Origin of the sequence: Bradyrhizobium xenonodulans, assembly GCF_027594865.1 — a bacterium.
In the GTDB taxonomy this organism is placed as follows: domain Bacteria; phylum Pseudomonadota; class Alphaproteobacteria; order Rhizobiales; family Xanthobacteraceae; genus Bradyrhizobium; species Bradyrhizobium xenonodulans.
In genome coordinates this window covers 6,354,829-6,380,279 of the sequence record NZ_CP089391.1, presented here as the reverse complement: position 1 = coordinate 6,380,279, position 25,451 = coordinate 6,354,829, and the positions used below count along the sequence as shown (strand labels likewise).

The 25,451-nt window shown below is 60.8% G+C and carries 12 protein-coding genes and 3 pseudogenes; 8 read left to right on the top strand and 7 right to left on the bottom strand.

Features of this window, described 5'->3' with window-relative positions; all coding sequences use genetic code 11:
• Positions 1-320 precede the first annotated feature (320 nt).
• The 4 genes and pseudogenes from I3J27_RS30230 to I3J27_RS39220 all read right to left on the bottom strand — a co-directional run.
• Entirely contained in the window at positions 321-959 is a 639-nt protein-coding gene (locus I3J27_RS30230; protein WP_270172915.1) for a LabA-like NYN domain-containing protein, read from the bottom strand.
• 679 nt (positions 960-1,638) lie between these two features.
• Positions 1,639-1,995, bottom strand: a complete 357-nt coding sequence (locus tag I3J27_RS30225) for a hypothetical protein (RefSeq protein ID WP_270162524.1) — start codon at positions 1,993-1,995, stop codon at positions 1,639-1,641.
• A gap of 262 nt (positions 1,996-2,257) precedes the next feature.
• Entirely contained in the window at positions 2,258-2,569 is a 312-nt protein-coding gene (locus tag I3J27_RS30220; protein ID WP_270162523.1) for a protein-L-isoaspartate O-methyltransferase family protein, read from the bottom strand.
• Positions 2,547-2,807, bottom strand: a pseudogene (locus I3J27_RS39220) (protein-L-isoaspartate O-methyltransferase family protein); the annotation flags it as partial. The gene I3J27_RS30220 and the pseudogene I3J27_RS39220, both read right to left, overlap by 23 nt.
• A gap of 499 nt (positions 2,808-3,306) precedes the next feature.
• Between I3J27_RS39220 and I3J27_RS30215 the strand changes: the two are divergent.
• Both I3J27_RS30215 and I3J27_RS30210 read left to right on the top strand, forming a co-directional pair.
• Positions 3,307-3,483: a hypothetical protein gene (locus I3J27_RS30215; protein ID WP_270173036.1), complete on the top strand. Its 177-nt coding sequence runs from the start codon at positions 3,307-3,309 to the stop codon at positions 3,481-3,483.
• A 1,701-nt stretch (positions 3,484-5,184) separates the two neighbouring features.
• A complete protein-coding gene (locus I3J27_RS30210; protein ID WP_306417032.1) occupies positions 5,185-5,394 on the top strand; it encodes a hypothetical protein in 210 nt (69 codons plus the stop codon).
• Between the two features lie 466 nt (positions 5,395-5,860).
• Here I3J27_RS30210 and I3J27_RS30205 read toward each other — a convergent pair whose 3' ends face one another.
• Both I3J27_RS30205 and I3J27_RS30200 read right to left on the bottom strand, forming a co-directional pair.
• Positions 5,861-6,178, bottom strand: a complete 318-nt coding sequence (locus tag I3J27_RS30205; RefSeq protein WP_270162521.1) for a hypothetical protein — start codon at positions 6,176-6,178, stop codon at positions 5,861-5,863.
• 658 nt (positions 6,179-6,836) lie between these two features.
• Positions 6,837-7,896 (bottom strand): annotated as a pseudogene (locus I3J27_RS30200) (IS110 family RNA-guided transposase).
• A 1,053-nt stretch (positions 7,897-8,949) separates the two neighbouring features.
• Here I3J27_RS30200 and I3J27_RS30195 point away from each other — a divergent pair.
• The 5 genes from I3J27_RS30195 (at position 8,950) to I3J27_RS39395 (ending at position 11,689) form a co-directional block, all read left to right on the top strand.
• Entirely contained in the window at positions 8,950-9,195 is a 246-nt protein-coding gene (locus tag I3J27_RS30195) for a PilZ domain-containing protein (protein ID WP_270162520.1), read from the top strand.
• A 447-nt stretch (positions 9,196-9,642) separates the two neighbouring features.
• A complete protein-coding gene (locus tag I3J27_RS30190; protein WP_270162519.1) occupies positions 9,643-10,005 on the top strand; it encodes a hypothetical protein in 363 nt (120 codons plus the stop codon).
• A 35-nt stretch (positions 10,006-10,040) separates the two neighbouring features.
• Positions 10,041-10,172, top strand: a complete 132-nt coding sequence (locus I3J27_RS30185; RefSeq protein WP_270162518.1) for a hypothetical protein — start codon at positions 10,041-10,043, stop codon at positions 10,170-10,172.
• 352 nt (positions 10,173-10,524) lie between these two features.
• Positions 10,525-10,815 (top strand): hypothetical protein, encoded by a 291-nt coding sequence (locus I3J27_RS30180; RefSeq protein WP_270162517.1) that lies wholly within the window; start codon positions 10,525-10,527, stop codon positions 10,813-10,815.
• Between the two features lie 505 nt (positions 10,816-11,320).
• Positions 11,321-11,689 carry a hypothetical protein gene (locus I3J27_RS39395; protein WP_502868175.1) on the top strand — a complete coding sequence of 123 codons (369 nt, stop codon included), beginning with the start codon at positions 11,321-11,323 and terminating at the stop codon, positions 11,687-11,689.
• 54 nt (positions 11,690-11,743) lie between these two features.
• Here I3J27_RS39395 and I3J27_RS30175 read toward each other — a convergent pair.
• Positions 11,744-11,838: pseudogene (locus I3J27_RS30175) on the bottom strand (transposase); the annotation flags it as partial.
• A 311-nt stretch (positions 11,839-12,149) separates the two neighbouring features.
• Here I3J27_RS30175 and I3J27_RS30170 point away from each other — a divergent pair.
• Entirely contained in the window at positions 12,150-24,443 is a 12,294-nt protein-coding gene (locus tag I3J27_RS30170; protein ID WP_270162516.1) for an Ig-like domain-containing protein, read from the top strand.
• The last annotated feature ends 1,008 nt before the right edge of the window (positions 24,444-25,451 follow it).

Genomic DNA, 25,451 nt, shown 5'->3' with positions numbered 1-25,451 from the left:
ATTGGGAGCGTCTGTATCTTTTGGGGCGACCGGCCTGACGCAGCCATCCTCGACGTCAATCTCGGCGGAGAGTGGGGCACGCCGGTGGCTGCGTTTTCCTGATCAGCGGCTTCAATCGCTTCTGAGAGCTCGGGCAAACACTTTCTAAGTTCACGCTGCTCCCGTGTTGCGTGGCGCCTCTCCTACTATACGGCCACCCTCGTGGATTCTACGGAGAACAGTTGCAGAAACCTGGGAAGTTTCCCGGCGCTCAAAGCATGAACGGGGCGATTGGGTGAGGCACGGAACTCGTACGTAAATCAAATGACGCACGAGCCGACCTACGCATTGAGGTCGTCGCTTGCGCCAGGCGCCCTAACCGGGCGGGCGCGCCGCTGGACCTGCTGTCGAACGGGCGGCGGCGCGGCGCGCTCGCGCGAGGGTGGCCGCTCCGAGAGGTCCCTGCCGACTTTGGATCGCAACTCCATCAGGTCTAGGAAGACGTCGGCTTGTCGCCGAAGCTCATCGGCGATCATCGGCGGCTGGCTGGAAATGGTCGAGACTACGGTTACTCGGACGCCGCGACGCTGCACCGCCTCGACCAGCGAGCGGAAGTCGCCGTCTCCGGAAAACAGCACCATTTCGTCGATTTGCTCGGCGAGGCTCATGGCATCGACCGCGAGCTCGATATCCATGTTGCCCTTCACCTTGCGCCGCCCGAAAGAGTCGACGAACTCCTTCGTTGCCTTGGTAACCACGGTGTATCCGTTGTAGTCGAGCCAGTCGACCAGAGGCCGGAGCGAGGAGAACTCCTGATCCTCGATGATTGCGGTGTAATAGAACGCCCGAACGAGCGGGCCGCGGCTCTGGAATTCGATCAGTAGACGCTTGTAGTCGATGTCGAAGCCCAGGGACTTCGAAGTGGCATGCAGGTTGGCGCCGTCGATGAAGAGAGCGAGCCTGCGAGGGACGGGCGACATGAGCACATCTCGGCTTGCCCCACGCGGAGCAATGCGCTCCCGCACGAGGTCTGATTATTGGTAGCTGAAGGCGGGGCTGGGGCGGCTTCGATGCTGCCGCTCGCTCGCAGTGCCAACGCGAGGCATGCGGGCTCCGACGCGTGTGAAGGTAGCTTTAATCGATTGGGCTTTCAATCTGTTTGATCCTTCGCGCGCTTGAACCTGCGACGGGAAGGAAAGACAGACCATAAATGGAAGTCCCTCTGGCCGATCCTACGGTGGCAATGCCCGACCAACTGCCCATTTTCGAGACCCACCTCAAGAAGCGTGGCCGCACCTGGAAATGGTACGTGTGTACGACTGACGGCGACGTGGTCATGCAGGGGTCGGAGAGCAGGAGGCGGGCCGCGAGGTACAATGCCAATCGCGCGCTTCTGCTGACGCTGCTGTCGGTCTCCCATCGGTCGGTGGGGCGTGCGGAGCCGAGCCGCCACGTCTCGCGCCGGAGCCGCTCGGCCAGTTGAGCGCAGCGGGCCCCTGCTCACCGGCAAGATACCCTAGGCTCGTTCAAATCGCGCCGACACTATTGAAGGACTAGCCGTCGGCGCCGACAGCGTCCTCGTCGTCACTGGGCCTGTACCGGGCCGCCTTGAGGCTTGCCGGCGGATGCAGTCATGTTGCGGGCGCTCGGATCGGGGGTTCACGTCTTCGGTGGCGGTTGCGGCGTTGGCGAAGCCTGCGGCGCGGACGGCTGCGATGCAGGAGGTGTCGCGGGCTGCTGCTGAGGTGCGGCGACGGTCGGCCGATCGCCGTCTCCATGCGGGACGCACGTGCCGATGTTGCTCAGCAAGCGCTTGGCCTGGAGGTCGCGGGCTTTTGAGTATTCCCGTCGTCGATCGATGTTCGCTACGGCCCATCGATCCCAAGCCTCGAATGCGTCGGAGTAGTGCTTCCGCATCTGCTCCTCGGCAGAGAGGCAGTCGGTGAACTTGTCGAACACCAAGTCCGTATTGACCGGGGTTACGCCGCCTACCAGGACAACAAGCATCCACTTCATCACGCTTCGCCCGCTACGTTCGCGAGCGGAGAAGGGCCGCGCGCAAGTTGCTCGACTCCGGTGCGCCGAGACCGCTCGCCGCGGCCTTACACCCCTCAAAGTCGACCCCGGTGCCCCTCATGGGCCGAGGTCGACTTTTGTGCCGAGCACCCAACCCTGGCCCAAGGATCTGGTTCCAGCTGCAGTCGGCTGATATCAGCCAGAGCAAAGGTGACGAAGTCGCCTGCATCCTCCGAATAGTGGAGCATCGCTTCTGCGGTCCCTAGCCGGAGATCAGAGGAACGAAGCGGACCTCCTCTATCCTTTTCTCGACGAAATGACTGTCCGGCCCGCGCGTCAGCTTCGTCAGCCACTGGACACCGTCCGGATGGCCGAGCGGTATCAGAAGTCTTCCCGACGGAGCTAATTGAGCCTTGAGAGCCCCGGGCGTCTGCGCGGTGGCGGCCGACACCAGGATCACGTCGAACTCGCCGCCATCTGGCCCATCCTGCAGTCCCGTCGCCTGCGCGCAGATCCACGTTGCGGCAGCCAAGGTGACGAAGGCGCGATCGGGCGCGCTGCACCAATGCTTCATGACGCTCGAGCGCGCAAACCTCCCGCCCGAGCTTGGCGGCGAGTGCCGCCAGATAACCCGAACCCGCGCCGATCTCCAGAACCCGGTCCGACTTCGCGATCGCGGCAGCCTCGAGCATCCTGGCGACGATGTAGGGCTGAGAGATGGTCTGCCCTTTCGGGATCGGCACGGCGCAGTCTTCGTACGCGGCTTCCGCGAACCGCCGATCGAGGAAAATCTCGCGGGGGACCTGCCGCATCGCCAGCAGGACCCGCCTGCTGCGAATGCCGCGGCTGGCAATCTGCACGTCGACCATCGCGTCGCGGAGGAAGCGGGACCTCCTGGACCGTTTGCTCTCCTTGACCGCGCGCACGACCTCTCCATGCATGAACGATTTCGCTCCAGCAGGTGGGAAACTCGGAGGCCAGGGACTTGCTCCTTGACGCGAGGGGGGTGGCGGCTCGCCGACGAGGCCGGCTCCGCTGCAGACGAGCGAATCTCGGAGCTGCAGTCAGGAACGTGCCCGCAGCGGAACGACCACCTCCGGATCGAATTGGTCTCGCGGAAACCGAGCCCGGAGAACGCTCATGAAATGGATCTTCACGGCGGCTTTCCCCGTCCGGCCAAGATCGGCTCGGCGGCCGGGTCCTTATGGGTGTCCGAGGTTCATGACGGCAACTTCTTCTCTCTTGAACCGCCACGGCGTCAGTCGGATACTTAGTCAGGTCCCTGCCATCAGCGTTCCTAGGAGGCAGATCATGGCAATCCAGATCCTCTTGGACCGTACCGGCGACAGCCGTCACCTTTTCAATCCTGACGACGCACGAGACCTGGCGAAAGCGGAGCGGCGGTTCTACGCGCTGACCGATGGCGGTTTCGCCCCTGCCGTCCCATTTTGCAGTCCCGCAAGCAGCCTCAGGATAACGCTTCGGTGAATGAAACCATTTGGCGCTCGCTTGAAGCTGTCCGGAAACGGTTCGGATCTATCTTCGTTCACATAGCGAGGGGACATGATCACGCTCAAAGTCATTGCAGTCGCGGCTGGTGCCGGGATTCTCTTTTCGATGTATTCGGGCGAGCTCGGCGCCGACGTAGTACTCGCGATCGTCGCTTGCCTTTCATAAGGGAGGCCCGCCCAGCGTGAACCCGCGGGATTTCCCCCCACGACGCGCAGTAGCTCACACTCGTTCCGGGCCTTACGCTTGTTGCTCACCCGGTCTGCTCCCGCGCACCAGCCGCGCCACTCTGCGGGGTCCCTCCCATACCTCAACAGAGGCGTGGGCTTCTAAGAATTTCTCGGCTCGAGCCCGGGCGTCTTTGTCCGTCGGGCAATCGATTTCGTAAACCGCGCGAGAAACGCCGGATAAATCCACCGCGTACGCAACATATCGCATGGCAGCAACCAGCTCAGGAAAGCTGCAACCTTGATGCACTCGCGGGCTTTTAGTTCCTGCACGTATTAGTTCTGCGCATAAAAACGGCCTCAGCCACGGGCGGGCGGCTGGGGCCGTTGTGCTCTGGTACGGCAGGGGGCTATCGCCCAGAGCAAGGACCAAGCCCTCCCTGGCCACTGGTTCCAAAATGAAAGGCCGCCAACCGTGGCGACCCTATCCTCCGACCACACGTAAGCGCGGGCTCAATAGTTTTTCAGGAGGGATACGAACTGGCGTAAGCCTTCTGTCTCGCCGCTCAGCGCTCTTGCAATTAGGACAAACGAAGAGGTGAGCGATTAGCGGCTGTGCGTCGTCTTGCACCAGCTCGGATCGAAACCATCTCATGCCGACGTTGCAATTGGGGCAGACGGGGGCTTCGAAGTGCCCCAGCGAGTCCTTTAGCCGCTCCATTGCCCGCCCCCTTGTTGGGGAAACGGTAGCAATATTCCTTCGCCTGCAAAGTATCAAAAGATACGCACGGCCAAATTAGGCCACCGCATTCTCAAACTGGGCCCCTGGAGGTCGGAAACAGGCCAGTGCTGGCACGTCCAAGAAAAGGCATCAAATAATCGTTGTGAGACCGGCACCCGCTGAGCCTTCTCGGCCATGGCTAGCCACTGTTCGCCCAGCTTCAGCCACGCCTCCTTGTCGGCAGGCCGAGATGCGTTCTGCGCCTCGTCGAGGCAGTCCTTCGCTTGACGGAAGTATCTCGCAGCGTCGTGGTCCATGGCATACAAACCCGCCGCCCTCACGAAGGTGCCATAAATGAAGGCCGCAGGCCGCCCTTCTGAAAAGGGCTCCTGCGGCCCGTGCCGCGGCGTTCCGCACGATCGGCGCGGCGGCCAGAACTAAGCACACTGGAGCGCTCCAGGCGAAGATCTTAGCCTCTCATTAGCGAGAATCTGCCAGTTTGCCTTGGGACGGGGCCGTGGGGACATGCGCGGCCTTGCTCAGAGGTGAAGGCCCGCCGATAGCGGCCAGCCCTTGGCGGGCCTTCCCTCAATGGTTCCGCATTAAATACGTTTCCAAGTGTGTCCTGGATAACATTGTGCTGCAGCAGAGCTGCTGTAGATTGCGCTTACCGGGGCTGGCTGCATATTTCACTTAGATCGTTTTTCACCCGGATTTTTTGACAATGCGCGGGCCGCAGCCTGCCCCCAGGCTGCGGCCTTTGCGTTTGACTGACATTTCAGGGAGCAAGTGATGGCCGAAAATTGCCTCGTCGTGCATGCCTCCGGAAGACAATTGGATCTGCTTCGCGGAGAGGCAGCCCGCATAGCACTATCGAGCAAACAGGGCTGGTGGACCGACCGTGCGGATATCGGCACCCGGTTCTGCTTTGAGGATGCCAAAGCGAAAGAATCCTTTGCAGATGCTTGCGATAGCTTCGGCATCACCTGCCGAGACGGCTAGCCCCAAAAAAATCCCGCCGATCTTGCGAGACGGCGGGAGTTTGAGACTGGAGATAAAGCGACCGGGCTGCGGTCGCCGCTGAGATCCTTAGCAACGCAGTTGGGCTTCAGCGTGGCAAACGCCGCTCAGCACGCCAGCGTGCCCACCTGAGCCGCTGGAGCGCCCATAGGGCTCGGATCAGTCGCATCAGGTTATCACCACATCACCGAAACCGTTTTGCCGGTTTCAGTCTCGGCGCCGCTCAGCTATCAGCTTCCGCTGTTGCTCAGGCCATCGAGAAAGCGCCGAGGAGTGGTCGACCCAAACCGTCGCCTCCGCGAGTTCGGTGCGGTTCTGTGGGACCACCGCACTTGTCCCTTGCTCGAGGCCCGGTCTGCTAGTGACCTGAAGCGGGCATCGTTTCCATCGGAAATGTTTTCCGGGTCAACTACGACTTCGCCCTGCCATTAGGAATCAATAGGGATCACTATTTCGGAGTGCTGGTCTGGCCACCCGAACCCGTGGTCTGCTCACCTCCCGGTCGGCCCGGCGGATGCGCGGAAGCGCCCGACTTGTCTTGATCGGCCACGTATCCAGACGCTCCGGAGTTGCGCGTCTTGACCCCTTTGTCCGCATCCTGCTGCATCTGCTCGTTGGGCTCGGCAGCCTTGCGCCCTTGATCTACATCACGCTGCATCTCCTCCTTGGTTTGGTCACTGGGGGCGGCCTTTTGCTGTTGGGCCGCTGCTTGGAAGGTAATTGCGCTTCCGGCAACTACAATCAACGCGAGAATTGCTGTTCGCATGCTTCTCCTCCACGGCCTGCTCCGGCCCCTAAACGCGCGAACTTCTGAAGGTTTCCTAGTTTCAGTCGCTATTTTCGAAAGACTCATCGTGCGTTCAGATGGGCTGCGCACCAATCCGCCTATTGGCCCATCAGAGAAGTAACGCCCCGTCGATGAAGGTCCGCTTATTCGGGCATACCGGAAAAGATTTGCTCAACCTGAGTTCTTAGTCTTCTGACCCTGTATGGTCCGGCCGTGCGTTGCAAGAGTTTCGTCGATCTGGTGGTAAGCGGTCTTGCATCAATGTATCCGGCCTCTGATTGGAGCATGTGCTCCGGGCCATCATGGATATCAGCGCGCGCGCGTTCTCATTAGCGGACAGGCCTCGATTGGACCATTTGGGTCACCAGTGTTCGCACGTGCCCGGAAGACCGAACCTCCATCTCGTCTCATTCCTCTCGCAGACCTCGGCTGGAAACTGTTGATGGGGTTACGTCATCGCTTGCTCCTCATATCGCGCAGTTCCTGTGTTCGAGCCAAGGGCCGTTCCTTCGTCCCGACCCGTAGAACGTCGATCGCGACGCGCGCAGGGGCGGTCAAGGCCGGCCGTCGCGCTTGGCTTGCGGCTGGCTCCGGCGTTGCCAGGCTGCGCCTGACCACGCCGCGCACGGCGCAAGGATCACGCGGATCGGACGCCTGCATCGTCGGTCCTCGTCAGTTCGAAGGCGCGCCTTTGGCCAGCACCGCCCAGGCGATACGGGCAAGCTTGTTGGCGAGCGCGATTGCCAGCACGTTGTGGTGCAAGCGCCTCTTGGCGGCTTCGATCCAGGATTTGAGCCCGTAGCGTTCCCAGTTCTTGATCCTGACCAGCACAACCCATGCCGCCTGCACGAACAGAACGCGCAGGTAGCGATTGCCGCGCCTCGAGATTTTGCCGAGGATCGTGCGGTCTCCCGTCGAGATCTGCTTAGGCACCAGTCCGAGCCAGGCGCCGAAGTCGCGGCCTTTGGAGAATACGTCTCCAGTGCCGATCGCGGCCACCATAGCGCTTGAAATGATCGGCCCGATGCCAGGCACCGTCATCAGGCGCGAACATGCCTGATCTTGACGGGCCAGTGCTTCGATCTCGCCGGAGAGGCCATCGATGCGCTGATCCAGCCGGCGCCAGTCGCCTGCCAACTCCTCGATGACACGCAACATGCGTGGCGACAGGGCATCGGTGCGCGTAGCAAGGATGGTGGGCGTTCCGTACGCAAGAAGCCGATACCCTGGCTCACCGCGATCCCGCGTTCCAGCATGAAGGCACGAATCTGGTTGATGATGCCGATGCGTTGCGACACCAGCCGCTCGCGCACCCAGTGCAGCGCCTGCAGGTCCAGTTGCTCCGCGGTCTTGGTCGCCACGAACTTCATCGCGGGGCGCTGCACGGCTTCAGCAATCGCTTCGGCATCATTGAAGTCGTTCTTCTGCCCCTTGCTATAGGGGCGGACATATTTGGCCGGCATCAACCTATCGTGACCAAGCGATGCGAGTTTGCGGCTCAGGTGATGTGCGCCGACGCAGGCTTCCATGCCGATCAGGCAACGCGGCAGATTGGCGAGCCGCGCTTCCACTTGGCCACGCGACCACCTTTGCCGCAGCACGATGGCGCCGCGCGCATCGTGGCCCACGACGTGGAACGAGTTCTTGCCGATATCGATCCCGATCACGGCGACCGCGGTATTGGGTGTCTGAGACATAGCGTGCTCCTTGTCTTTGGCGCCCCTTGCCAGCTTCGCTTGCTGGCGGGGCGGGAGCACGGCCGGACCATCCCATTAGCGGAAAAATCAGTCTGTCTCCTCCCAACGCCCCGCTTATTTTAGCGCCGCAACGTCGACGTTGTGAAATGCCTCTATCAACCAGCGACCGTCCGTTTAACAAAGACTTCCATCAAAAGTGTCTTACTTACGAGGTGACGAACAGCGGTTCCGATCGAGCACAACTCGCCAATATGGCCAAGCAGGCGAAGGCCGTTCTAAAGACCGAAACGCTCGAAGCTGTACAGCCGACTTTTGCAATAAAATCGGCCCGATGGCGAAGTTTGGTTTGGCTCAGATAGCTGCGGCACGGAACCGAGCCTCGATGGCCTGCGACAGGGCTCAGAAGAGGGATAAAGCCGTCGCGGTCCGGCGGTCCGCCAGCGAGCGGAGGAGCGAGCCCGAAGGGATGGGCGCGGCCGCAGGCGCCTTTGAATGTTGATCGTGAGGATGATGGCGACACAGACTGATCGAATGAGTGTCGCTTTTGAAAGCCGAGCGTAACGTCTTGGTCAGTCAAAAAAATCCCGCGTGTGACCGCTGCGAAGCGGCGCGGCGGTAAAATGATGTGCCTTGGATGAAGCCGGTCCTGCGTCGCCTTGCATCGGCGAGCGCTTCATCACGCACCCCTGCCGAAGTTACGGTCGGTATCCGTGAGGTTGAGAGACCCGTAGCGGATCAGGTAACTGTTTCGCAGGTAAGGCTAGGTAGGATGAAGCTTTACTCGCCGACAGGCCCAGCCTTGAGATTGCCATGACCTCACATTGCGACGATGAATTAACAACTATCTCCCGAGAAATTGCAGCCAAGCAACTCCACATTGAAAGCCAAACTATCTTGATTGAGGTGCTTGAACGTGACGGACACGACATGGTTGAGCAAAGAGGAAGTCTCGCCAAGGAACGATCGAACTTGGCAACGCTGATCGCGCGACAACTTCGACTGCTAGAGACAAGGTGCACTTTGGACGAATGAGTTCGTTGCGGGCAGCATGAAATGACAGAGCGTCGAAAGCTTGAGCGCATTGATGTGGACGAGGTCGCCTACATTTCAGGCGACGGCGCCAGTTTACGCTGCCGCGTGGTCAACATGTCGGATCAAGGCGCAGCAATCGAGCTTCCGTCGAAGCGATACGTGACGCCCACATTCAAACTGATGCTGGAAAAAGATCGCATCATTCGAAGTTGCCGACTAATCTGGTCGAGTGACAATCTTATCGGCGTTGCGTTCGAGGACCTCTGAACGGTTGATAACCCTGCGTGAGCGTGGACGATATTTGCTATGCTGTCGCTGGGATGGATAGGCGATGTCCAACAATAGACTGGAAACACGTCCGTGGTCGCCCGAGGAAGAGGCGTATCTCCTTGCGCTCATCGAAAGTGGCATGACTGCAAGCGAGATTGGACAGCGGTTAGGCCGCACTCGCCTGGCGGTCTACGGTCGATTGCAGCGCTTCCGCAAACAGCAACGCCGAGTAAGCCGCACTGGCGGGCGTCTTTTCCCGCAATGGGCCGGTTAGTCAAGCCTCCAGCGATCTAACTCTCCTCCGTTCAACTATTGGGCGGGCGCCACAACAATCATGCTGTAGGGCAGCGCTATTTGGCGCACGCCAGAAGTCTCGCCTTCGCAAATTGCGTCGCTTTTCGTACGCTCGGAGGCATGAAAGCATTTTTCGGACTAAAATCTCCCATGAACAAACTCGAAGCCGAGCTGGCCTCGTTGCGTTCGCGCGCCGAGACCTTGAAGAGCCGCAAGGCCGCCGCTGACGCGGCGTTCTCGTACGCGAAGTCAAAGCTCCAAGCTCACCACCTCGAAGGCGATTTGGACGCCGATGACAAGGTCCGCGCCAAGTTAGAGGCGGCGCTCGCGACATCCGCGTTCACCCGTGACGGTTTCGCGGATGCGTTGGTGCAGGTGCAGACGAACATCGCGGAACTCGAACAAAAGCTTGCTTCCGAGCGCTTTGCTGCCGAGCGAGTGAAAAGCTGGCGCGCGATCTGGGTGTCATCGAACAAGCGCTGCCGAATTATCTTGAAGCGGCTCGCCGCCTGACCAGCGCATTGGGGCCGCTTCGTTTTCACTTCGAAATGATGCAGCTGGGGACCTTTGTTGCCAACGTTTCTTCGCAAATTGAGGTTGCCACCTCGATTTCTATCAAAGAGATGCGCGGCGTGGTGGACGCGATCCACGACGGCGTCGGGGCCGATCCCGGTGATTGAGCCGGTTCTCTTTTCCCGCGCCTGAGCTGGCGCCTCCAGTGCAGACGGTGTTTATGATGAAGTCTGCGACATTCTGTGACCATGATAAGGACGCGATGATGGCGCTGTGGGAGGCGTCGGATCGGGTGTGCGGCAAGCGGCTCAAGCTGATGATCCCGACCTTGCTGCCTGCTCTTGAGCAACATGGCCGATTGCGGCTTGTCCGGTCGGACCGGGATCGTGTTCTTGCCATCAGCGCCGCCACCATCGATCGTCTGCTCGTCGATGTGAAGATCGCGGCGAGCGGCGGCAGGCGGCGCCGTACCGGATTCGCGAGGTCCCGATCCGCACGTTCAATGACTGGAACAGCCCGGTGCCCGGCTTCTGCGAGGTCGACATGGTCGCCCATGGCGGCAGCTCGGTGGCTGGCTCGTTCATCCAAACGCTGACGATGGTCGATGTCGCCACCGGCTGGACGGAGTGCCTGCCGTTGCTGACGCGGGAAGGTTCGCTGGTCGTGGAGGCGATCAACCGCGCACAGACCCTGTTCCCATGGCTGTTGCGCGGCTTTGACTCCGACAACGACAGCGCCTTCATGAACGATGTCGTCGTGCCGATGGTGTCGCGAACAGACGCTCGAAGTCACACGCTCGCGCGCCTATAAAAAGAACGATCAGGCGTTCGTCGAGCAGAAGAATGGTGCCGTCGTCCGCCGCCTCATGGGCTATGGCCGCTTCGATGGCGTCGAGACGGCGCGTATGATGGGCCGCCTCTATGCGGCGGCACGGCTCTACGTCAACTTCTTCCAGCCGTCGTTCAAGCTGAAGAAGAAGCGTCGCGAAGGGGCATCAAGCGCGCTTTCATCTGCCCTCGACGCCCTGTGCATTGGCGCATCCCAAGGTGACCTCGGCCGTGAAGAAACGGCTACGCGACCAGTATCGCTCGCCCGATCCGGTCGCGCTATTGGCGGAGATTCGCGCCACCCAGGAGGAACTAGGCAATCGGGTCGATCGTCGTGCCGGACAGGCGCGCGGCCTGCAACCCGCTCACACTAGCACCCCTGCCAGCGACCGCGGCGACGTTTGCGAAGACGCTCGGCAAGACGGTGAGGTCGGCGAGCCGCGTGCCACGCACCGGCGAACTCGTCGGCCTAAAAGACCAGAGTTCGCATGCCGTCCAAGCTCGACCCGCATATTGCGTCGATCGAAGACTGGCCCGCAGAGCAGCCGCAGCTGACGGCGCTCGCAATCGTCGGCCGGCTGAGCAAGAAATACCCCGAGGAGTTCGGGAAGAGACAGCATTCGATTGTGCAACGTCTGCTGAGGGCGCCTAGACGGAGGGCTGCGGAACAGTTGGTCGCCCAGGGCCCGCTCGGCGACGCCACGACCGCTGTCCAATTGCTCGGGGTTGTGGACGGCTCGGGCTATGTAGGGCCCCACCCGCCCACAGCCCCTCTCGTCGAGCAAGCCGGGAAAGCCATCTGGCGCGGCCGATCAATCGACATCGGATCGCCATCGGCAAGGGCGCCATCAGGGTAACAACCGCAGATGCGGCAATACGTGGGGTCAACCTTGGGCGCCGATTCACAACGCCGTCCAGAACGTCTCGGCTTCCGATGGCCAATGTCGATGCTGAGAACTTCGCGCCGGCCGTCGCTATTGACACCGCCCGCGACAATGACTGCAGCCGCGGAGCCATTCACAACCTTTGACGCCGAGCGCGCCGGACGAGGCATAACTGTTGCGGTAGGGTTTGAAGATTGGCCGCATTGTTGCGGCATCGATGGGATCGATCAGCGTCTTCTTTAATTTGGCGCACGCTTGTCAAGGGCGGCGAGCGGTACAAACACACCGGGGAGCGGTAAAATCTTGCGCCCGCGGCCCGCCGTTCTCGGCAACCACATTTCTGAATAAGTGCAACTACGTTCTTTTCTGGACGGAAATCATGTGCAAGATTGTCGCAGTTTTAAAGATTTTTTAACCATTTCCAGGGGCTCTCGTGAATTACAGCGGCAAGTTTTTGCCAGGTGCCTCGCATGGCCCGGCTACTCACTTCGCAATTGACCCCGTTCAGGTCCCCGGCGTTCCGACCTTTCAGGTCCCAGACGCTCACCTGTTGTTCTCAGGCGACTACCTGCGCGTTGGTTCAGATCTGATCATCTCGAATCATCTGACCAGAATTGTGGTCCCCGACTATTTCAAAGGACACAGCCAGTCCCGCCCATTGCTGGTTTCGTCCGACGGGGCACCGATCTCATCCGAAGTCGTCGACGCTCTGACCGGCTACACGGCTTACGCTCAGGCGGACCCGCAAAACGTCGCAGGCAAGGTGGTCGGTCACATCATTAAGATGACCGGCAGCGCGAGCATCGTTCGCAACGGCGTCACGATCGTCGCGAACGTCGGCGACGTCGTCTATCAAAGCGACGTTGTCCAAACGGGCAGCAGCTCGACGATCGGCCTGGTGCTCGATGACGGGTCGACCTTCAATCTGTCTGCCAATTCTCGTTTCCTGCTTGGCGATCTCACGTTTGACCCAAACAGCACGTCCAACAGCGCTTTTCTGACTCTGGTGCAAGGCGCGGCGAGCTTCGTTGCGGGTCAAGTGGCCAAGACGGGTGACATGCGGATTGCAACACCCGTTGCCTCGATCGGTATCCGCGGGACCGCGGTCAATCTCGAGATTTCTTCGACTGATGGAACAGTATCGATCTCCGTTGTTGATCAACGCGACGGTGCCCTGCACGCGGTCCAGGTCTTCAACAACGCGGGCGTGCTCATCGGCACTGTGACGAGCAACGGCGCGTCGCTAACGCTCACTCCCACCGCAACCTTCGATGTGCTCGCCCAGCAGATCGACAAGACAGCGGACCAGGTGGCACGGGAGTTCAACGTATTTCAGCAGGTGCTGAGCACTTACGATGCGGCCAAGCAGATATTTCCGAATCTGCCTCAGCACACGGACAACAGCGATCGTCAGAACGGTAATGACGCCAATCCAAAAGAGGTCACAAGGTTCGCCAGCAGCGCGCCGCTCAATCCGCCCGGAACGGAGTATCACCCTCCGGCAGCAACGCCTCAGACCACGAGCACGGAAACGCCGCCGACGATCTCGGTCACGATAAATGCGAGTCCGGCTGCGGGTGCGCCTGTGTCAACATCAACATCGCTCGATGCTGCCGGCGAGCCCCCGATCCCAGTAAAGTTGACCTCGCTTCCCTTCGTGGTGACCCCGGGTCACGTGACCGCCATCACTTCCGGACCGGGAGACCATAAGGGCCCCGTCATGAGCGCCAGTGGTGACGTGGTCTATGATCCCGACGGTGCGATCTACTTCTACGATCGCGCAGCAAATACCACGACGACGATCGCCTCGCCCGTGGGCGGTTGGACCTACGGTTTGCCGACGATCAGCTCCGATGGCCGTTACATCCTCTACCAGGGGTCCAACGGCAATGGCAGCTACATCTTTGTCTATGGAACAGATTCGTCCGATTCCATTCACTATCGTGTTCAGACAGAACTCGCCCCAGGCGACGCCCCGGCAACCAACGGCGACGGCAGCACGATTCTGGCCCACAGCGCCGATGGCAGCATCGCGATCTACGGCTTACAAGGCAATCTGAAAGGGACGATTACGCCCGCCGCCGTGGGCAGCTCCGGCGCCCTGTGGACGCCGGCCATTAGCGCCGACGGCCATGTCGTTGTCTTCTGGAATTCAGATTCCGGCGCTGCCGGCGGTGCAGGGCACCTGTTCTCGTTCGATTTTTCGTCCGGGCAATTCACTCATATTGGTGATACGTCTGTTGGCGCTGGGGCGACGGCACCCACGGTCAGTGCCGATGGCCACCTGATTGCCTATCAGAGCACGGATGCCACGGGTCATTCGCAAATCTATCTGTACGATCTAAATGTCGGTGCTGTCGTCTTTCAGACCGCCGGGGCTTCCAGCAGCTACAGCCCCGTTCTCAGTCCCGACGGTCATTTCATAGTCTTCACGAGCGATGCGGCGCTGACTGCCGAGGATGACAATGCAATCGCTGACGTCTACATCGTGGATGTCACGCATCCGGCGGCACCCGCGTATAGGCTTGTATCGGAAGGAAGTGGCCTGTCTTCTGCCGGCGGCGTCGCCATCAGTGCGGGCGGTCAATACGTCGCATTCGGCAGCAGCAGCCATATATTCTTCGCGGATCCCACATCGGGGCATAGCGCGGTCATTACCGAGACCGCGAATTCTCCCGAGATTCTGACCGCGAAGGGCTCGATAGCCGTCACGGGTGACTACACAGGAGTCAAAATAGCTGCCGCCGATCAATTTGGAGTCGCAACCCCGCATTTCAAGGCAGAAATTGATCAGCTTGGGAACATTCGTTGGACTTTCACCGAACCAAAAAGCGACTTCGACGAAAATAGCGGCGTCGCCCCGCTGTCTTATGGACAAGACGCAACGCAAAAGTTCGTCATAACGCTCTCGGCCGATGATGGCTCAGTCACAATTCCTGTCTTCGTAACGGTACATAACGGCATCCAGCCCAGCATCAATGTTGCTGATTTCGCGCCGGTCGCGAAACCGGTCACGTTGCAAGATGGTCAGCAGGACGCGTCGTATACGATTACATCCAGTGCATTGCTTGCTGGGGTTGTCGACGTTGATGGTCCTTCCCTGTCGATCTCGTCACTATCGCTTCGAAGCGGTAGCGGAAGTCTGTCTCAGGTTGACGGTCAGACGTGGAGCTATACCCCGGACCCCGGATTCAGTGGCCGCGTCATGTTCGACTACGGAGTCACAGACTCGATCAAGAGTGCGGCTTCGACTGCCAGCCTGGACATTGCATTGCCGCTGGCGATTGTCTCGATCGCCCCGGACAGTGGAGTGAATGGAGATTTCATCACCAACAGCGGAAATTTGACCGTTTCTGGAACGAATGGGACGCTTTTTGCCGGCGAAAGGATCCAGATTAGTAGCGACAACGGCGGGATCTGGTTTGATGTCGTGCAGACGAGTGCGACGACATGGAGTTTGGCGGATCCGATCTCGCACGCCACGAATTTTACGTACCAGGCGCGGGTCATAGACTCCGGGAACGTTACGATCAATTCGACGAGTCAGGCTGTCGTCGTCGACACCACGGCGCCGACGGCGGCGGTTGCGATCACCGCTATCACCCAGGACACTGGCACCGCCGGTGACTTCGTCACCAGCGACACCACGTTGACGGTGTCGGGCAGCAACGGCGCGCTCGGCGCCGGCGAGAAGATCCAGCTCTCCAGCAATGGCGGCGCCACCTGGGTTGATGTCGTTCAGAACACGACAACGAGCTGGAGCCTGGTTGACGGTATCGCCCATCCTTCAAGCTTCACCTACCAGGTCCGGATCGTCGACACCGCCGGCAACATCGGCACCACCGCCAGCCAGGCGGTGACGATCGACAACACGGCACCGACCGCGGCGATGGCGATCACCGCCATCACCCAGGACACCGGCACCGCCGGCGACTTCGTCACCAGCGACGCCACGCTGACGGTGTCGGGCAGCAACGGCGCGCTCGGCGCCGGCGAGAAGATCCAGCTCTCCAGCGATAGCGGCACGAGCTGGGTTGATGTCGTTCAGAACACGACAACGAGCTGGAGCCTGGTTGACGGTACAGCCCATCCTTCAAGCTTCACCTACCAGGTCCGGATCGTCGACACCGCCGGCAACATCGGCACCACCGCCAGCCAGGCGGTGACGATCGACACCACGGCACCGACCGCGGCGATGGCGATCACCGCCATCAATCAGGACACCGGCACCGCCGGCGACTTCGTCACCAGCGACGCCACGCTGACGGTGTCGGGCAGCAACGGCGCGCTCGGCGCCGGCGAGAAGATCCAGCTCTCCAGCGATGGCGGCACGAGCTGGGTTGATGTGACCCAGGCGACAGCGACGAGCTGGAGCTATGTCGACCCGGCAACGCATGCTGCGAGCTTCACCTACCAGGTCCGGATCGTCGACACCGCCGGCAACATCGGCACCACCGCCAGCCAGGTGGTGACGATCGATACCACAGCGTCGTCGGAGGCGGTGGCGATCACCGCTATCACCCAGGACACTGGCACCGCCGGCGACTTCGTCACCAGCGACACCACGTTGACGGTGTCGGGCAGCAACGGCGCGCTCGGCGCCGGCGAGAAGATCCAGCTCTCCAGCGATGGCGGCACGACCTGGGCCGACGTCACGCAGTCGACGGCGACGAGCTGGAGCTATCTCGACCCGGAGCCGCATGCCAGCAGCTTCACCTACCAGACCCGGATCATCGACAGCGCCGGCAACGTCGGCACCACCGCCAGCCAGGCGGTGACGATCGACACCACGGCGCCGTCGGAGGCCGTGGCGATCACGGCGATCAACCAGGACACCGGCACAGCCGGCGACTTCATCACCAGCGATACCACGCTGACGGTCTCGGGCACCAACGGGGCGCTGGCCTCGGGTGAGAAGATCCAGGTCTCCAGTGACAACGGAGCCACCTGGGCCGACGTCACGCAGTCGACGGCGACAAGCTGGAGCTATCTCGACCCGGCGCCGCATGCCAGCAGCTTCACCTACCAGACCCGGATCATCGACAGCGCCGGCAACGTCGGCACCACCGCCAGCCAGGCGGTGACGATCGACACCACGGCGCCGTCGGAGGCCGTGGCGATCACGGCGATCAACCAGGACACCGGCACAGCCGGCGACTTCATCACCAGCGATACCACGCTGACGGTCTCGGGCACCAACGGGGCGCTGGCCTCGGGTGAGAAGATCCAGGTCTCCAGTGACAACGGAGCCACCTGGGCCGACGTCACGCAGTCGACGGCGACAAGCTGGAGCTATCTCGACCCGGCGCCGCATGCCAGCAGCTTCACCTACCAGACCCGGATCATCGACAGCGCCGGCAATATCGGCACCACCGCCAGCCAGGCGGTGACGATTGATACCACGGCGCCGTCGGAGGCCGTGGCGATCACGGCGATCAATCAGGACACCGGCACCGCCGGCGACTTCATCACTAACGACACGACATTGACGGTCTCGGGCACCAACGAGGCGCTGGCGTCCGACGAGAAGATCCAGGTCTCCAGCAATGGCGGCGCGACCTGGGCCGATGTGACCCGGATCATCGACAGCGCCGGCAACGTCGGCACCACCGCCAGTCAGGCGGTGACGATCGATGCCACGGCGCCGACTATCACGATCTCCAATGTTGGGGGCCCGACCAATCAGGCGAACCAGACTATTACCGGTATGGTCGACGTCGCCGATGCCGGCGCCACAGTGACTGTTTATGACGGCAGCACGGCTATCAGGACGGCCATCGTTCAGGGTGACGGCAGCTGGAGCGCCCAGGTCACGCTCGCAAATGGCAGCAACTCGCTGACGGCCAAGGTGAGCGATCTTGCCGGCAACACGACGACCAGCAACGCCGTTGTCTACACGCTGAGCACGACCGGCCCGGCAGTGACGGAGCATCTGACCTCCGATACCGGCTCTTCGGCGCTCGACCAGATCACCTCGAACCCTGCGCTGAGCGGCACGGGCCTGGCTAACACGACGGTGCACTTCACCATTGATGGGACCTTGGTCACAACCACCACTCTGGCGGATGGGAGCGGGAACTGGTCGTTCACACCGAGCGGTCTCGGTGATGGACTGCACACCATCGTGGCGAGCCAAACGGACACGTTTAACAATACAGGCAGCGCGTCGCTGACCTTTACGCTAGACACTACAGCTCCGTCCGCGCCGGTGATCAGTACGGTGACGGACGATGTAACGCCGGTGACGGGGACGGTTGCCGATAACGGCTCCTCGAACGACACCACGCTGACGATTGCCGGCACGGCGGAAGCCGGCAGCACGGTGACGATCTACGACACGGACGGCACGACGGTACTGGGAAGCGCAGTCGCCACCGGCGGCAGCTACTCGATCACGACCTCGGCGCTGGGCGAGGGCAGCCATACGCTGACGGCCAAGGCGACGGATGCCGCCGGCAACCAGGGTGTGGCTTCCACGGCGTTCCACGTGGGCATTGATAGCGTATCGCCCACCGATATTACTTTGTCTAACGCCAGTGTTGCCGAGAATAGCGCGGTTGGCACGGTGGTCGGATCGTTTTCGGATGTCGATTTAGGTGCCACCGGAACTGCGAGTTTTACGCTTCTTGACGATGCTGCTGGTCGGTTTGCGATCACTAGTGGCAATCTAGTGGTAGTGGGCAGCCTCGACTACGAGACTGCTCAATCGCATCAGATTACGGCGCGGGTGACGGACTCAGCCGGTAACACCTTCGACAAAACGCTGACGGTGTTTGTTACCGATGTCGCCGGCGTCACATTAAATGGTGACGCTGGCGCGAACGTGCTCGTAGGTACACCCGAGGCCGATACTTTGAATGGCCTTGGCGGGAATGATCGGCTGCAGGGTCTTGGGGGCAACGACACGCTGGACGGTGGCAACGGGTTTGATCGCGCGGTTTATTCAGATGCGGCCGGCCCGGTCACCGTGAACCTTGCGGCTGGAACTGGCTCCGGGGCAGGGGTCGGCAGCGATACGCTCATCAGCATTGAAGCGGCCATGGGCGGCGATTTTGCCGACACATTCGATGCGACCGGCTTTACGGGATCGAGCACGCAGCCCGGTGTGGCCTTGGGCCAAAGCGCTTTCGAGGGCCGGGGCGGCGACGACGTGATCACCGGGCGCATCAACGATCTGGGTCAATCGTTGACGCGGGTTGAGTATCTCAGCGCCTCGGCTGCGGTGACGGTCGATCTTGCCGCCCGCACAGGGCAGGGCACGGCGGCCGGCGATGTGGCCAATGTCGGCCACGACACGTTCACCAACGCCTTGCAGGGCGTGTATGGGTCGGCCTACAACGACACGCTTTACGGCAGCAACAACGTCAATTTCACCTACGAGGTCTTCGAAGGCCGGGGAGGCAACGACTATATCGATGGCCGTGGCGGTTACGACATCGTCACCTACAACAACGATCCTGCGACGGCTACGGGCATCACGGTTCAGCTTGCGGCGGGCACGGTGTCGGGTGACGGCACTGTGGGGACCGACACGCTCCGCGACGTGGAGGCGGTGCGGGGCACCAACTTCGACGACGCCTTCGACGCGACCGGCTACGGCCTTGCCGGCGCCCTGAACGCCTCTTCGACCAACGGCACCTTCAACGACTTCGCAGGCGCCGGCGGCAACGACACCATCATCGGCAACGGCAACACGCGCCTTAATTACTCGATCGCGCAGGCCGCCATTACGGTTGACCTTCAGATCACCGCCGGCACGGCCGTCACGGTGGCCGGCAGCGCCACGGGCGCGACCGAGGGCACCGATACCTTCACCGGTGTCAACGCCGTTCAAGCCTCGGTCTTCGCCGACACGCTGCTGGGCAGCAGTTACAACAATACGTTCACGGCCCTGGGGGGAGACGACTACATCGACGGCCGTGGCGGGTTCGATACGGCAAATTACAACAACCTGAACACGGTGACGGGCGGGGTTGCCGTCAACATGGCGGCTGGCACCGTGACGGGCGATGCCTCGAGCGGCACCGATACGCTGCGCAACATCGAGGCGGTTCAGGGCACCGGCTATGTCGATACCTATGATGCCACCGGCTATGGCCTGGCGGGCGCGCTGAACGTCTCGACCAGCAACGGCAACTTCAACCAGTTCGAGGGTCTTGGCGGCGACGACAGCATCACCGGCAACGGCAACACGCGCGTGCTTTACAGCAACGCTACCGGCCCGGTGAACGTCACGATCGGAGCTGGCGGCACCGGTTCGGCATCGGGCGATGTCTCGACGGGGCACGACACCTTCACCGGCGGCGTCAACAGCGTGATCGGCAGCAACTCTGCCGATAGCTATAACGCAAGCGGTTTCAATGCCGGCTTCAATTCGTTCCAGGGCAATGGCGGCAACGATACCATCACCGGCAACGGCTCGACCCAGGTTCAGTATAGCAATGCCACCTCCGGCGTGACGATCACGATCGGGGCGGGCGGAGCAGGTTCTGCATCCGGCGACGGCTCCGTCGGATCCGATACCTTCGTCAGCGGCGTCAACAGCGCCGCCGGCGGCAACCTGACCGATACTTACAATGCCTCCGGTTACGGCACCGGGTTGTACAATTCGTTCCAGGGCAATGGTGGCAACGACACCATCACCGGCAACGGATCAACCCAGGCACAGTACAACAACGCCACCTCGAGCGTGACGATCACGATCACCGCCGGCGGCGCAGGTTCTGCATCCGGTGACAGCTCGGTCGGATCAGATACCTTCGTCAGCGGCGTGAACAGCGCGCTCGGTGGCAACTCGAACGATACTTACAATGCGTCCGGTTACGGCATCGGGTTGTACAATTCGTTCCAGGGTAATGCTGGCAACGACACCATCACCGGCAACGGCTCAACGCAGGTGCAGTACAACAGCGCCACCTCGAGCGTGACGATCACGATCGGGGCGGGCGGCACCGGGTCTGCCTCGGGGAACAGCTCGGTTGGCACCGACAGCTTCACCGGAGTGAACAGCGCGCTCGGTAGCAATTTCGACGATACCTATAACGCATCGGCGTTCAACGCCGGACAGTTCAATTCATTCCATGGCAATGGTGGTAACGATACCATTACCGGCAATGGCTCGACCCAGATCGAGTATTTTGGCGCCACCGCCGGCGTGAACGTCAACCTGACTACGGGTATTGCCTCGGGCAACGCTTCGGTCGGAACCGACACGATCACCGGCGGCGTCAGTAGCGTGGAGGGATCGAACTTCGCCGACATCATCACCGGCAGCCTGGTCAACGACTCCCTGTTCGGCAACGGCGGCAATGACACGCTGGCTGGCGCAGACGGCAACGACTATTTGGCCGGAGGGTCAGGTGCGGACACGTTTGTCTACGCCAACGGTGGCGGCGCCGACTATATCGGCGACTTCGATCGCAGCGAGGGCGACCGGATCGACCTGACCGGGGTGACGGGGATCTTCACCCTCGCCGACATCCAGGCCCGTGCGACGCAGCAGGCGTCCGATACGCTGATCGATTTTGGCAGCGGCAATACTATCACGCTGGCCAATGTCACTGTCGGAAGCCTGGTTGCCAGCGACTTCATCTTCAACAACAGCATCACCGGCACATCCGCCAATGACGTGCTGGTCGGCACCAGTCAAGCCGACGGCATCTTCGGCCTTGGCGGGAATGATCGGCTGCAGGGTCTTGGGGGCAACGACACGCTGGACGGTGGCAACGGGTTTGATCGCGCGGTTTATTCAGATGCGGCCGGCCCGGTCACCGTGAACCTTGCGGCTGGAATTGGCTCCGGGGCAGGGGTCGGCAGCGATACGCTCATCAGCATTGAAGCGGCCATGGGCGGCGATTTTGCCGACACATTCGATGCGACCGGCTTTACGGGATCGAGCACGCAGCCCGGTGTGGCCTTGGGCCAAAGCGCTTTCGAGGGCCGGGGCGGCGACGACGTGATCACCGGGCGCATCAACGATCTGGGTCAATCGTTGACGCGGGTTGAGTATCTCAGCGCCTCGGCTGCGGTGACGGTCGATCTTGCCGCCCGCACAGGACAGGGCACGGCGGCCGGCGATGTGGCCAATGTCGGCCACGACACGTTCACCAACGCCTTGCAGGGCGTGTATGGGTCGGCCTACAACGACACGCTTTACGGCAGCAACAACGTCAATTTCACCTACGAGGTCTTCGAAGGCCGGGGAGGCAACGACTATATCGATGGCCGTGGCGGTTACGACATCGTCACCTACAACAACGATCCTGCGACGGCTACGGGCATCACGGTTCAGCTTGCGGCGGGCACGGTGTCGGGTGACGGCACTGTGGGGACCGACACGCTCCGCGACGTGGAGGCGGTGCGGGGCACCAACTTCGACGACGCCTTCGACGCGACCGGCTACGGCCTTGCCGGCGCCCTGAACGCCTCTTCGACCAACGGCACCTTCAACGACTTCGCAGGCGCCGGCGGCAACGACACCATCATCGGCAACGGCAACACGCGCCTTAATTACTCGATCGCGCAGGCCGCCATTACGGTTGACCTTCAGATCACCGCCGGCACGGCCGTCACGGTGGCCGGCAGCGCCACGGGCGCGACCGAGGGCACCGATACCTTCACCGGTGTCAACGCCGTTCAAGCCTCGGTCTTCGCCGACACGCTGCTGGGCAGCAGTTACAACAATACGTTCACGGCCCTGGGGGGAGACGACTACATCGACGGCCGTGGCGGGTTCGATACGGCAAATTACAACAACCTGAACACGGTGACGGGCGGGGTTGCCGTCAACATGGCGGCTGGCACCGTGACGGGCGATGCCTCGAGCGGCACCGATACGCTGCGCAACATCGAGGCGGTTCAGGGCACCGGCTATGTCGATACCTATGATGCCACCGGCTATGGCCTGGCGGGCGCGCTGAACGTCTCGACCAGCAACGGCAACTTCAACCAGTTCGAGGGTCTTGGCGGCGACGACAGCATCACCGGCAACGGCAACACGCGCGTGCTTTACAGCAACGCTACCGGCCCGGTGAACGTCACGATCGGAGCTGGCGGCACCGGTTCGGCATCGGGCGATGTCTCGACGGGGCACGACACCTTCACCGGCGGCGTCAACAGCGCGATCGGCAGCAACTCTGCCGATAGCTATAACGCAAGCGGTTTCAATGCCGGCTTCAATTCGTTCCAGGGCAATGGCGGCAACGATACCATCACCGGCAACGGCTCGACCCAGGTTCAGTATAGCAATGCCACCTCCAGCGTGACGATCGACCTGATCGCAGGTACTGCGATTGGCAACGGCTCGGTTGGAACGGACACCATTACGGGCGGCGTCAACTCTGTCGTCGGATCCAACTTCGACGATGTGATTTCTGGGACAAACAATGCGACCGTCACGGACGTCTATTTCGGAGGCGGTGGTAACGACACAATAAATGGTCGTGGCGGCTACGACCTCGCAAACTATAACGACAGCAGCATTTCCGCGGCAATTATTGTTGATCTTGCAGCCGGAACTGTTGTGGGCGATAGCTCGGTGGGTAGTGACATATTGCAGGGCGTCGAGCTCGTTCGAGGCACCAGGTTTGCCGACACGTTTGATGCCACCGGCTTCAATGGCAGCAGCACAAACGCAGGTTCGTACGATACCTTCAATACCTTCGAAGGCATGGCGGGCAACGACACCGTTACAGGAAACGGGAACACCCGGGTTGATTACTCGCACGCACTCGCCGCAGTCACTGTTGATCTGACTGCCGGAACGGGACAAGGCGTCGCCGCAGGTGATGTTGCAGGCGTCGGCTTCGATACTTTCACGGGTGGAGTAAACTCCATACGGGGTTCAAATTTCAACGACACGCTATTTGGTAGCAACAATGCCACCGGTGCAGAGGAATTTATCGGCGGCGCCGGCAACGACGCAATTGACGGACGGGGCGGATTTGATCGTGCCATGTATTCGGCATCATCTGATGATGCAACAACAGGAGGAGTTGTAGTCGATCTTGCAGCGGGCACGGTGTCTGGCGATGCCTCGGTAGGCAGCGATACATTGAAATCGATCGAATCCATCCGGGGGACCAATTTCGCTGACACTTTTACTGCAACGGGCTTCAGCGGTTCAAGCGTGAACGCCGGCAGCAATGGCACGCTAAACGAGTTTGAGGGGGAGGCAGGCAACGACACCATCACGGGAAACGGCAACACTCGTATCGCGTTCTATCACGCTGCCGGCGGCGTCAACGTAGACCTCAGCACTGGAACTTCCACGAGCCTTGCAAGTGGTGACCTCGCACACGTCGGGACTGACACGTTCACAGGAGTTGCTGCAGTGCGCGGCTCAGATTTTGGCGATCAGATTAGCGGCAAATCGGGAAGTGTAATATTGGACGGCCGCGGCGGCGACGATATCCTCGTTGCAAATGGAGGAGCGAACACCCTTATCGGGGGAGAGGGCAACGACCAATTTAAGTTCAAAGCAGCTCTTGCCAATGGTGCCACAATCTCTGACTTTGCCGGCAATGGCGCCGCAGCTGGAGACTCTATCGATTTTGAGGGTTTCGGTACGGCAGCGCAAGGTGCGACATTTACCTTCTTCAGCGCCGCAGGTGCTGATTCTATTTGGCAAATCCACTCCGGATTGGACGGTCACAACGAACTAATTACGCTGAAGGGCATCGCTACGTCCGCTGGTGTTCATAGCAGCGATTATCTCTTTGCTACCTAGATTTGGACGCATCGATTGTGGCTGGCTCTTTGTGCTGAGTCGGACCTATCCGTGGCGCGACCACTCTCATCGAGTTGCTACGCCCCGATCTGGTGAACGCGAGGATTATCCAGTTGTGTGCTGTACGATTCTAAAACAGATGGACAACCCTCTTCAGAAGCTCCAAATCTAGAACGGCGATTCATACAAGTTCCCTGTTTGATATGAACGGCATCCAAACAGAACAATCGAGCACGAACGTGTTTTTCGCTTGCTGTGAAAAGGGCGGCGTAGCTTTACGTTCGAAAGAAGATCTGAATCAACTCCGGATCAGCGCCCGCCGGCCAGACTGTGAGATGCCGGAGACCCAAGCATCTAGGAGAGTGATCGAAGAGGTTGGGAGATCATGCCACTGAGCAGTTGCATATCGAGGTCCACAGCCGAGCAGGGTCCCGTGGCCGGGAGGCTGGGCAAGGGCAGCCGCATAGTTGTGGCGCCATCAGCTGGGCCGAGGCTTGCCGGCAAGCACGGGCTCGTCGTTGGAAATGGCGCGACCATAAACCAAGTCAGGGTTCAGCTGGACAGCTCCAAGCACTGCATGACCCTTCACGTGCGTTTCTTGTGCCCGGAAGCTGAACCTTAGGGTGGCACGCCGATAGTCTCATTCGTAACCGATATCAGCCGGCCGCCAATAAGCTGTTATCGCGGATTGCTCGTGCGCCGGACGCATTTGGAGAGCATGTTGAAGCAGGCGCAGCTTGCTTTAGCGAGGAGAGATTCTCTCCTTCCAGCGAGAGAATGCCAAACCTGGCAACCGTGGTCCCATCTGATGTAGGTCGGGCGAACGATCTCTGTTGGAAGCGGGAAAGCTGACCTCGTTCAAACATGTCCAGATTGTCAGCCAAGGGTACAGCAATTCCATTAACATACGAGTTCGCAGGTTTATTCTGAATTGCGCGCCGTTCAGAACAAAGCCGCGAACTCATATATAATTGAAATTACAATATAAATTCAAGTTGCGTGGGAGCA